13 protein-coding genes, 3 tRNA genes and 1 pseudogene are annotated in these 8,820 nt (G+C 53.7%); 9 read left to right on the forward strand and 8 right to left on the reverse strand.

Annotation, left to right across the window (positions count from 1 at the left end; all coding sequences use genetic code 11):
* Positions 1 to 104 precede the first annotated feature (104 nt).
* On the reverse strand, positions 105 to 1,187 hold the full coding sequence (gene ald / locus JCM15764_RS17840) for an alanine dehydrogenase (protein WP_054698150.1): 1,083 nt from the start codon (positions 1,185 to 1,187) through the stop codon (positions 105 to 107).
* Positions 1,188 to 1,361: 174 nt separating this feature from the next.
* Here ald and JCM15764_RS17845 point away from each other — a divergent pair, with 174 nt between their 5' ends.
* From JCM15764_RS17845 to JCM15764_RS27230, 6 genes are all read left to right on the forward strand, one after another.
* Positions 1,362 to 1,754, forward strand: coding sequence for a hypothetical protein (locus JCM15764_RS17845; protein ID WP_054698153.1), 393 nt, complete (start codon positions 1,362 to 1,364; stop codon positions 1,752 to 1,754).
* 118 nt (positions 1,755 to 1,872) lie between these two features.
* A complete protein-coding gene (locus JCM15764_RS17850) occupies positions 1,873 to 2,184 on the forward strand; it encodes a LysM peptidoglycan-binding domain-containing protein (protein WP_054698156.1) in 312 nt (103 codons plus the stop codon).
* Positions 2,181 to 2,537, forward strand: a complete 357-nt coding sequence (locus JCM15764_RS17855; RefSeq protein ID WP_054698159.1) for a L,D-transpeptidase — start codon at positions 2,181 to 2,183, stop codon at positions 2,535 to 2,537. The genes JCM15764_RS17850 and JCM15764_RS17855 overlap by 4 nt, the downstream gene beginning before the upstream one ends.
* Positions 2,534 to 2,743, forward strand: a complete 210-nt coding sequence (locus JCM15764_RS17860) for a hypothetical protein (protein ID WP_054698161.1) — start codon at positions 2,534 to 2,536, stop codon at positions 2,741 to 2,743. The genes JCM15764_RS17855 and JCM15764_RS17860 overlap by 4 nt, the downstream gene beginning before the upstream one ends.
* A gap of 54 nt (positions 2,744 to 2,797) precedes the next feature.
* A complete protein-coding gene (locus JCM15764_RS27225; protein WP_279384540.1) occupies positions 2,798 to 3,379 on the forward strand; it encodes a trypsin-like peptidase domain-containing protein in 582 nt (193 codons plus the stop codon).
* Positions 3,340 to 4,227 (forward strand): PDZ domain-containing protein, encoded by an 888-nt coding sequence (locus JCM15764_RS27230; protein WP_279384543.1) that lies wholly within the window; start codon positions 3,340 to 3,342, stop codon positions 4,225 to 4,227. The genes JCM15764_RS27225 and JCM15764_RS27230 overlap by 40 nt, the downstream gene beginning before the upstream one ends.
* A gap of 33 nt (positions 4,228 to 4,260) precedes the next feature.
* On the opposite strand, the gene JCM15764_RS17870 is transcribed toward JCM15764_RS27230, so the two are convergent.
* From JCM15764_RS17870 to serS, 7 genes and pseudogenes are all read right to left on the reverse strand, one after another.
* Positions 4,261 to 4,881, reverse strand: a complete 621-nt coding sequence (locus tag JCM15764_RS17870) for a trimeric intracellular cation channel family protein (protein WP_054698165.1) — start codon at positions 4,879 to 4,881, stop codon at positions 4,261 to 4,263.
* A 96-nt stretch (positions 4,882 to 4,977) separates the two neighbouring features.
* Positions 4,978 to 5,054: transfer RNA gene (locus JCM15764_RS17875), tRNA-Arg, on the reverse strand.
* A gap of 5 nt (positions 5,055 to 5,059) precedes the next feature.
* Positions 5,060 to 5,269 (reverse strand): DUF2155 domain-containing protein, encoded by a 210-nt coding sequence (locus JCM15764_RS24960; protein ID WP_243689362.1) that lies wholly within the window; start codon positions 5,267 to 5,269, stop codon positions 5,060 to 5,062.
* 29 nt (positions 5,270 to 5,298) lie between these two features.
* On the reverse strand, positions 5,299 to 5,430 hold the full coding sequence (locus tag JCM15764_RS27235) for a hypothetical protein (protein ID WP_279384541.1): 132 nt from the start codon (positions 5,428 to 5,430) through the stop codon (positions 5,299 to 5,301).
* A gap of 153 nt (positions 5,431 to 5,583) precedes the next feature.
* A tRNA-Ser gene (locus JCM15764_RS17885) sits at positions 5,584 to 5,676 on the reverse strand.
* A gap of 89 nt (positions 5,677 to 5,765) precedes the next feature.
* Positions 5,766 to 5,851 (reverse strand) — tRNA-Ser (locus tag JCM15764_RS17890).
* A 6-nt stretch (positions 5,852 to 5,857) separates the two neighbouring features.
* Positions 5,858 to 7,123, reverse strand: a pseudogene (gene serS / locus JCM15764_RS17895) (serine--tRNA ligase).
* A 106-nt stretch (positions 7,124 to 7,229) separates the two neighbouring features.
* Here serS and JCM15764_RS28775 point away from each other — a divergent pair.
* Genes JCM15764_RS28775 through thpR form a run of 3 tightly spaced genes read left to right on the forward strand, consistent with a single transcriptional unit; the run spans position 7,230 to position 8,652 of the window.
* Entirely contained in the window at positions 7,230 to 7,832 is a 603-nt protein-coding gene (locus JCM15764_RS28775) for a CapA family protein (protein WP_369412365.1), read from the forward strand.
* The gene (locus tag JCM15764_RS28780) at positions 7,799 to 8,284 is read left to right on the forward strand and encodes a CapA family protein (protein ID WP_369412368.1); all 486 of its coding nucleotides are present in this window, start codon (positions 7,799 to 7,801) and stop codon (positions 8,282 to 8,284) included. Before JCM15764_RS28775 ends, JCM15764_RS28780 begins: the two co-directional genes overlap by 34 nt.
* 2 nt (positions 8,285 to 8,286) lie before the next feature.
* Positions 8,287 to 8,652, forward strand: a complete 366-nt coding sequence (thpR, locus tag JCM15764_RS17905; protein ID WP_243689358.1) for an RNA 2',3'-cyclic phosphodiesterase — start codon at positions 8,287 to 8,289, stop codon at positions 8,650 to 8,652.
* Positions 8,653 to 8,820 lie beyond the last annotated feature (168 nt).

An 8,820-nucleotide genomic window follows, 5' to 3' on the forward strand; every position in this document is an offset into this window, starting at 1 on the left:
CCCTCCAGCTAAATTAAATTGATATAATTAAAGATACAATACCCTGTATCCATGTCAATTAATTGCAGCTGCAGGAAAGAAGCGAGGGGGAGAATACTTCGCTTTTAACGCTTTTGCATCGCGTCTGCCAAAGCCCGGTGGACTATCGCGCCGCCCTGGGTGTTTACAGCCCCGGCCAGGGCCGCATCCGATTTCAACGCCTCATCGATCCCCCGCCCTGCCAGTATGCTGATGTACTGGAGGGTGGCGTTGGCCAGCGCCAGGGTGGAGGTCCTTGGATAGGCGCCCGGCATGTTGGCCACCGTGTAGTGCACCACCCCCTCTTCCAGGTAGATCGGATCATCATGTGTTGTGGGGCGACTTGTTTCTGCGCATCCCCCCTGGTCGATGGAAACATCAACCAATACCGACCCACGTTTCATGCTCCGCAGCATTTCTCGCGAAATGAGAAGCGGCGTTCTCCCTCCCGGCACCAACACCGCCCCGACCACCAGATCGGCAGTCTCGATTTCCTCCCGGAGGATCTGCCCGTTGAGTACCAGCGTCTTCAGCCTGCCGGGAAAAAGCTCCTCCAGCTCCTGCAAGCGCTCCACACTCCGGTTGAGGACGGTGGTGTCCATGCCGAGGCCGGTGCAGATCCGGGCAGCATTGGTGCCGACTACTCCGGCTCCCAATATCAGAGCACGGGCCGGTTTCACCCCGGGTACTCCGCAAGGCAGGATGCCTGCACCACCATCTTGCTTGTGCAGGTAGAATGCCCCAACCAGCGGCGCCATCCTTCCCGCCACCTCACTCATGGGGGTCAGCAGGGGGAGTGTCCCATCTTTTTCCAGTGTTTCGTAACCGATGGCGGTGATTTCCCTTTCCAGGAGAAATTCCAGCAGGGGAGCGTTGGGGGCCAGATGCAAATAGGTGAAAAGTGCCTGTCCTCGGCGGAAAAAATGGAATTCTTCAGCCAGGGGCTCCTTTACTTTCACAATGAGATCACTGCGGCCAAAGAGCTCCTCCCTGCCGCAGATCTCTGCCCCTCCCTGAAGGTACGCCCTGTCCTCAATACCGCTCCCTGTGCCGGCATCGGTCTCGACTAAAACAGAGTGCCCCTCCCGCGCCAGTTCCGCGGCACCACCCGGTGTAATGCTTACCCGGTACTCGTGCCGTTTGATCTCTTTTGGTATACCTATGACCATCTCGCCCCCCTTTGCATCCATTCCACTTTATCCGCACATTTTATCCCACAAGGGCCATTTGACAACCTATTGCCAGCTCAATGCCCCAGTTCTGCCTATGGCCGCTTCATTTGACTTAGGTACAGGCGAGAGTAAAATTAGATTAGTTGTAATTAATGGTTTAAGGAGATTCCAATGGCCATGGGTAGATTGATACAGGCAAGCCTGCTGCTCCTTATTGTCTCCGGCTGTGCAACAAACAAGTCGGTTACTGAGCAGATCCAACCACTCTCCCACCGGGTCATCCAGCTGGAGCAAAAGATTTCGGCCCTGGAGAAGCAACTGAACGACCAGGACCAGAAGATTACCATTTCCTTGCAAAACAGCGAATCCGCCAGGAACAGCGCCGAAGCTGTCAAAACCTCGCTGATCAATGCTGAAAAAGGTTCGCAGAATTCTGCTGCCCGTGCTGAAGCGGCAGCAGCAACCTCCGAATCGGCTGCCGCCAGAGCAGAAAGCTCGGCAGCCCGGGCCGAAGAGGCGGGCAATCGTGCCGTCAAGGCCTTTGAACTTGAGCAGCGCAAATAAATGGACCATCCGGGCACTAATGATGTCGAAATGACGGGAGATCAGTTTGCAGGATGTCCCGTTGTTTTTTTCGGCATCGGCAAGTTGAGGCTGTATCACCTGTCCCTGAATATGCCCAATGAAAATGTCAACCACAACGATAACCATAGCAGTTATTGCCTTCGCACTGCTCTGCAGGCTTGCATCGGCAAGAGTTTTTTTGCATACCGGCAACTGCATCGGCATGGTCAATATTTATAGGGTAATGCCGGATGAGTCCCTTATCGAGATTGCACGCAAGTTTGATCTGGGCTTCAATGAGATAGCAGATGCCAATCCTTCTGTGGACCCGTTCATTCCTCCCCCCGGCATGGATATTCAGCTGCCGTCGGCGTGGATTGTACCTCATCTGCCTCCCAAGAGGGGATTGTCATCAATCTTGCGGAAATGAGGCTTTATTTCTTCATACCCGGAAATGATCGTAAAATCATGACATTTCCGGTAGGCATCGGCGAAGTCGGCAAAGAGACTCCCCTTGGTACCTTTTCGGTGATCGAAAAGCTGTCGGACCCGGTCTGGCATGTCCCGCCATCGATCCGCATGGAAAGGCCAGACCTGAAGAAAACAGTGGCGGCCGGGCCGGAAAATCCCCTGGGAACGCGTGCTCTGCGACTGTCGGTCAAGGACGTGCTGATCCACGGCACCAACAGGCCATGGGGACAAGGAAGAAGGGTGAGTCACGCTGTCTCAGACTTTACCCGGAGGACATTCTGCAGCTGTATGAAGCAGTGCCGGTCGGAATGAAGGTGACCATCGTCAGCCAGGCGGTGAAAATCGGCACCAGGGGTAGTAGAATATTGGCTGAGATTCACCGGTCCGACGGCACCGACTACCTTGCGGAGGCACTGGCATTGCTCCAAGGACAGGACATTCTCGAACAGGTAGACCTGCTGAAATTAAAGGTGGCAATTTATCAAAAAAGGGGAATACCCGTAGATATATCCCGATAGCCAAGAATGGAAAGTGGCAGGGCGTTAGTAGTCAAACTCTTTTGGAGGCAGCTCATGCTAAAATGCAGAATGGCCGTTATCCGCAGAGTAACCCTTTTGGTTCTGACCATCCTCGTTCTCAGTACCTCCCAGGGAGGCTGCGAGAGCAAGAAAAAGCCGGAGGTGAACAGCTCATTCCGGTCCTTTGCCGATATTGCGGAAAAGGTGAAACCAGCGGTGGTCAACATCAGTACCACTTCGACGGTAAAGGTGCCGGCCAACCCCCTTGAGCAGTTTCTCGGCCCCAATGACGACAGTCCGCTCAGCGAGTTTTTTAAACGCAACTTCGGTGAGAACGGTGAGCGGGAAATGAAGCAGCAGAGTCTCGGCTCCGGCTCCATCATCAACAAGGACGGACTCATCCTCACCACCAACCATGTGGTGGACAATGCCGAGGAAATAAAGGTCAAGCTGTCGGATGGCCGTGAGTTCAAGGCAAAGGTCATCGGCAGGGACGCTAAAACCGATCTTGCCCTGATCAAGATCGCCTCCCCCTTCGAGAACCTGCCGGTGCTCTCACTTGGCGATTCCGACAGGATGAGGGTCGCGATTGGGTCATCGCCGTCGGTAACCCCTTCGGCCTGGAAGAGACCGTGACCCATGGCATAATCAGCGGCACGGCCAGGGTCATCGGCTCCGGACCCTATGACAACTTTCTCCAGACCGATGCCCCCATCAATCCCGGCAACAGCGGCGGGCCGCTGGTCAACGTGACCGGGGAAGTCATCGGCATCAACACCATCATCGTCTCAGGAGGCCAGGGGCTTGGTTTCGCTGTGCCTTCCACACTGGCGTCATCGGTTGTCGACCAGTTGAAGGAAAAAGGGAAGGTTGTGCGCGGCTGGATGGGGGTCAGCATCCAGAATGTCAGCCCGCCCATTGCGAAAGCTTTCGGCCTCAAAGAGCCGAAAGGTGCACTCATTGCCGACGTCATTGCCGGCGGTCCTGCAGACAAGGGGGGGATGAAGAGTGGCGACATAATCAGCTCCTTTGACGGCAAGGAAATTAAAACTGCCAACGATTTATCGCGCGTTGTTGCGGGAACCGCTGTCGGCAAGGAGATCAAGGGCACGGCCATTCGCGATGGCAAAGAGATCCCCTTCACCATGAAGGTGGAGGAACTGACCGAAGAACGGACTGCGTCAAAGGCGCTACCGCCGCTTCACGGTTTCGGCATGAAACTGGAGGATATGACACCGAAACTGAGAGAACAGCTGAAAAGCGAGGAGAAGGCAGGTGTGGTGGTAGTGGATGTGGAGCCGGGGAGTCTTGCTGATGATGCCGGAATAAAGCCTGGTGATGTGGTGAGGGAAATAAATCGCAAGCCGGTGAAGAATCTGGCGGAATATGGTGCAGAAGCTGAAAAGATCAAGAAGGGTGAGCCGATCCTGCTGCTGCTCAAGAGGGGCAAGCAGACCTTCTACATCAGCATCGAAAAATCATAAACGAGAGACAGCCGCAAAAGCTTGATCTGTAGGTTAATCGGCATGCTCTTTGTGGGAGGCCCGCGGCAGCGACCAGTTGTAACGGATGGCGAGAAGGCGCAGCACTATGACCGCCAGAGCTGCAATCAGCGAGGCATAGTTCCCCGGCAGTGGAGTGAAGTGCAGCAGATAGAGAAGTGCGGCGCCTGCCAGACAGGCCGAGGCATAAACCTCCCTTTGCAGCACCAATGGCACGTGGGTGGAGAGCATGTCGCGGACCATGCCCCCTGCAGTAGCTGTCATGACCCCCATCATGATGGAACCGAAGAATCCAATGTGGAAGGCAATGGCTTTACTGGTACCGATGACGACGAAGGTCCCGAGCCCGACCGCATCGCAGTAGAGCAGCGGATGATGAAAACGATCGATGTTTCGATGAAAGATAAATACTGCAACGGACACACACAGGGATAGATAAAGGTAGGTTTCATCCTTGAAGATGAAGGGGGGCGTGTCTCCCAGGAGCAGATCCCGGATAGTGCCGCCACCGGTGGCAGTAACCAGACCGAGCACCAGCACGCCGAAAAGATCCATATTGCGGCGCACTCCGGCCAGCGCGCCTGATGCGGCAAAGGCAGCGGTACCCAGGAGATCGAGAGTGTAAAGTAGGTTCATGCCCCGGCTCCTTCCGGAATTTATCAATGGGCAGCACGGCAAGCTGCTAAGCGTTGCTAAAAGAAAAGGGCCGGCATTTTTGCCGACCCTTTATTATGGCGCGCTCGGAGAGATTCGAACTCCCGACCCCAAGATTCGTAGTCTTGTGCTCTATCCAGCTGAGCTACGAGCGCATATCCTAACCTGCCGGGACAAAGTCCTGCAGGGTAAAGCCGTAACGGGGATGCTGAAATGCATGGGTTGTGGGATAAAGAGTAAACAGCCATCCCTTGAAAATTTCCTTGCCGTTTTCAATCACCCTAACCTGCGCTGCAGGATTTTTCGGCTCGTTTGACTGGGATGTAAGGGTGGTTCCCTCCATGACGAACTGGGGAAGGAAGTTATCCACCTTCAAGGTCAGGTTTCCTCCCGGCAGGGTTACCTCGCGCCGATATTCACCGTGTAGATGGTGTCCTTTTTAGTTGTCTTATCGGTTACGGCAATCTTCACCGCTTTCCACTTGCCTTTGACATTATCCGGCACCACAACAGTGGTCTGCTTTTTAGTCACCTGACCTTGCGGCGCTGCCGTCTCGCTGGGCTTTTTTTTCCTCTTTTTTGGAGCAGCCCCCCAAAGCAACCATCGCCATCAGGGTCAAAATTAAAGATTTCAGCACTGTCTTCACACAACCTCCAAACCTAAAGCATTTCCATTGACAATAAGTGGCGGAGAGAGAGGGATTCGAACCCTCGATACCGGTTTCCCAGTATACTCGCTTAGCAGGCGAGCGCCTTCGACCTACTCGGCCATCTCTCCTTAAAATCAGTTCAAGGTTCTATGTTCGATGTTCTACGTTTTTGACTCTAACACGGAACTTAGAACTTTGAACTTAGAACCTGTTTTTCTGGCGGAGGAAGTAGGATTCGAACCCACGGAACTTTCGTTCAACGGTTTTCAAGACCGCCGCCTTCAACCACTCGGCCATTCCTCCGGAAAGCTAACCAATCTTTTCGGCACCACCCATATATGGCCTTAACGCTCAGGAATTACAACAGAACCGTCCGACTGCTGGTAATTCTCCAAAATGGCCACAACAGTTCTTCCCACTGCCAGTCCTGAGCCATTAAGGGTGTGGACAAATTCAGGCTTGGCCTTTTCATCCTCACGAAAGCGTATCGAGCGCGTCGAGCCTGGAAATCCTCGAAATTGCTACAGGAAGAGATTTCACGATAGCAGTCCTGCCCTGGCAGCCATACTTCAATATCAAAGGTCCGGGCTGCGGAGAAGCCGATATCACCAGTGCAAAGCTCAACCACCCGATAGGGGAGCTTCAACAGCCGCAATACCTCTTCTGCATTGTCCAGAAGTTTGTCCAATTCAGCGTAGGAATGGTCAGGGTGAACGAATTTGACCAACTCCACCTTGTTGAACTGGTGTTGGCGGATCAGGCCCCTGGTATCCTTGCCGTATGATCCGGCTTCCTTGCGGAAACATGGCGTATAAGCGTGTAGCAGAGCGGCAGCTCCGATCCTTTGAGAATCTCACCGCGGTGAATATTGGTTACCGGCACCTCTGCTGTCGGGATCAGAAAATAATCAACCTCTCCCAAATGAAAGAGGTCATCTTCGAATTTCGGCAACTGACCGGTACCGGTCATGCTTTCCCTGTTTACCATAAAGGGCGGGAGCATTTCAAGATAATTGTGGCGTCCCGTGTGGAGATCGAGCATGAAATTGATAAGAGCCCGTTCCAGGCGTGCGCCAAGTCCCTTGTACAGGGTAAAGCGTGCTCCGGTCAGCTTGGCGCCTCGCTCGAAATCCAGAATATCAAGATCTTCGCCAATTTCCCAGTGGGGCTTTGGAGTGAAGTCCTGGCGAGGCTTTTCGCCCCAGACTCTGACTTCCACGTTGTCCGCTTCGGAAGCGCCCACAGGTGTTGCCAAAGAAGGAATATTGGGCACCGTCAGCAGGAAATACTCCAGCGCCTCTTCTACGCCCTTCAACTCTTCATCCAGACCTTTGACCCGCTGAGACACCTCGCGCATTTCTGCGATGCGGTCTTGTGCCTGACTTTTGTCCTTGACCCGGCTTATCTCTTCTGAAACCTTGTTACGTAAGGCTTTGAGGGTTTCAGTCTGCTGGAGTAGTTCACGTCTTTGAGAATCAAGCTGCCGGAACCGCTCCAGGTCAATACCTGTACCGCGTGTTTTCAGGCGCGTTTCCACCAACTCCAGGTTTTCACGAATATATCTCACGTCCAGCATGAAAAAGGCCTTTACAATCGGATAAACGAAGCTATATTTTTTAGCATTTGACCGAAAAATAGTCAATACTTTAATAGAAAAAATCCATTAACGAGAAAAGCCCGCCATGCATTCCCGACTGCTGTTGGTTTTACTGGTCCTTACCGTGAGCATGCCTACCCTTGCCATCGCCGGCCAAGTGGTCATCAACGCCGTTGGCGACATCATGCTCGCCGGAAAGGGAGGCGCGGCGTTGGAACGTATGGGCTACGACTATCCGTTTGCCGCCACTGTTGCAGCTCTGAAAGCGGGGGATCTTGCCATGGGCAACCTGGAAACACCAATTACCAGCGGCGGCTTGGAATTCAAAAACAAAAGTTACCGGTTCAAAGCCGTTCCCCAAGCTGCTGCTGCATTGAAACGGGCAGGCTTCAGGGTGCTTTCCATGGCAAACAATCACATGCTCGACTACGGCGCCGACGGCTTGTTGGAAACCATCTATCACCTGGATAAACAGGGGATTAAACACAGTGGAGCCGGTAAATCCCTGACTGAGGCCCGTCGAGAGGCAATAGTCGACTGCAACGGTAATAGGATTGCATTCCTTTCCTATTCTCTCACTTACCCTGCGGAATTTTCGCCGCCGGCAGGCGCGCCGGGACAGCACCCGGCTATCCTTCCTACTATGAAAAGGATATCTCCAGAGCCAGAGCCAATGCTGATTGCGTGATCGTCTCGTTTCATTGGGGACAGGAAGGGGCCGCCACGCCGAAAAGATATCAGGTTCTAACAGCCCGCAGGGCGGTAGAGGCCGGAGCAGATCTGGTCATCGGCCACCATCCCCACGTTCTGCAGGGGATCGAAAGCTACAGGAACGGCCTGATCTTTTACAGCTTGGGCAACTTTGCCTTCGGCAGCCTGAGCAGGAACTCCGACAGGAGCATCATCGCCCGGATTACGTTGGATAGGGGGGTAAAGGAAGCCGAACTGATTCCCATCAACGTTCTTAACCATGAGGTCAGGTTTCAGCCGGCCATACTAAAGGGAAAAAGAGGTAAGAATGTAATCGAGCGTTTACGGGCAATTTCCAGCATGATGGGCACCACCATACGAAATGAGAACGGTCGTTACCTGATCGATCTGCAACAGACCGGACAAACTCTTGCGGAAAGAAGGGAATAACCATGTACCGACTGTTTGTTGCTGTTGACTTGCCTGATAAGGTGAAAAAATCGGTGACGGACATCAGATGTGAGCTGCCGGGGGCTCGCTGGGTCGCGGAGGAACAGCTGCACCTCACCTTACGCTTTATCGGTGACGCTGATGAACTGACTATGCGAGCCATAAAAACAGCGTTTAAGGAATTGACCTCACCGGCATTTCAACTTGCCCTTTGCGGCGTTGGTCATTTCCCGCCAGGGAAACACCCCCGGGTGCTCTGGGTGGGGATGACAGTAAGCGAGCAGCTATTGGCACTGCAGCAGCAGGTGGAGCTGGCCTTGATGGAGGCTGGTATCCCTTCGGAAGACCGGAAATTCTCCCCCACATAACCATCGCCAGACTGAAGGAAACGCCGGCACGGCTGGTGATAGCCCTTGAGGAAAAGGAGAAGCTTTCGCCAGCGAATCTTTTCAGGTAACTCAATTCCATCTCTATTCCAGCACCCTCACCGGCAGCGGTGCCATCCATACCCGGCAGGCCAGTTACCCTCTGATCTT

The organism is Geotalea toluenoxydans JCM 15764 (genome assembly GCF_001311985.1).
Lineage (GTDB): Bacteria > Desulfobacterota > Desulfuromonadia > Geobacterales > Geobacteraceae > Geotalea > Geotalea toluenoxydans.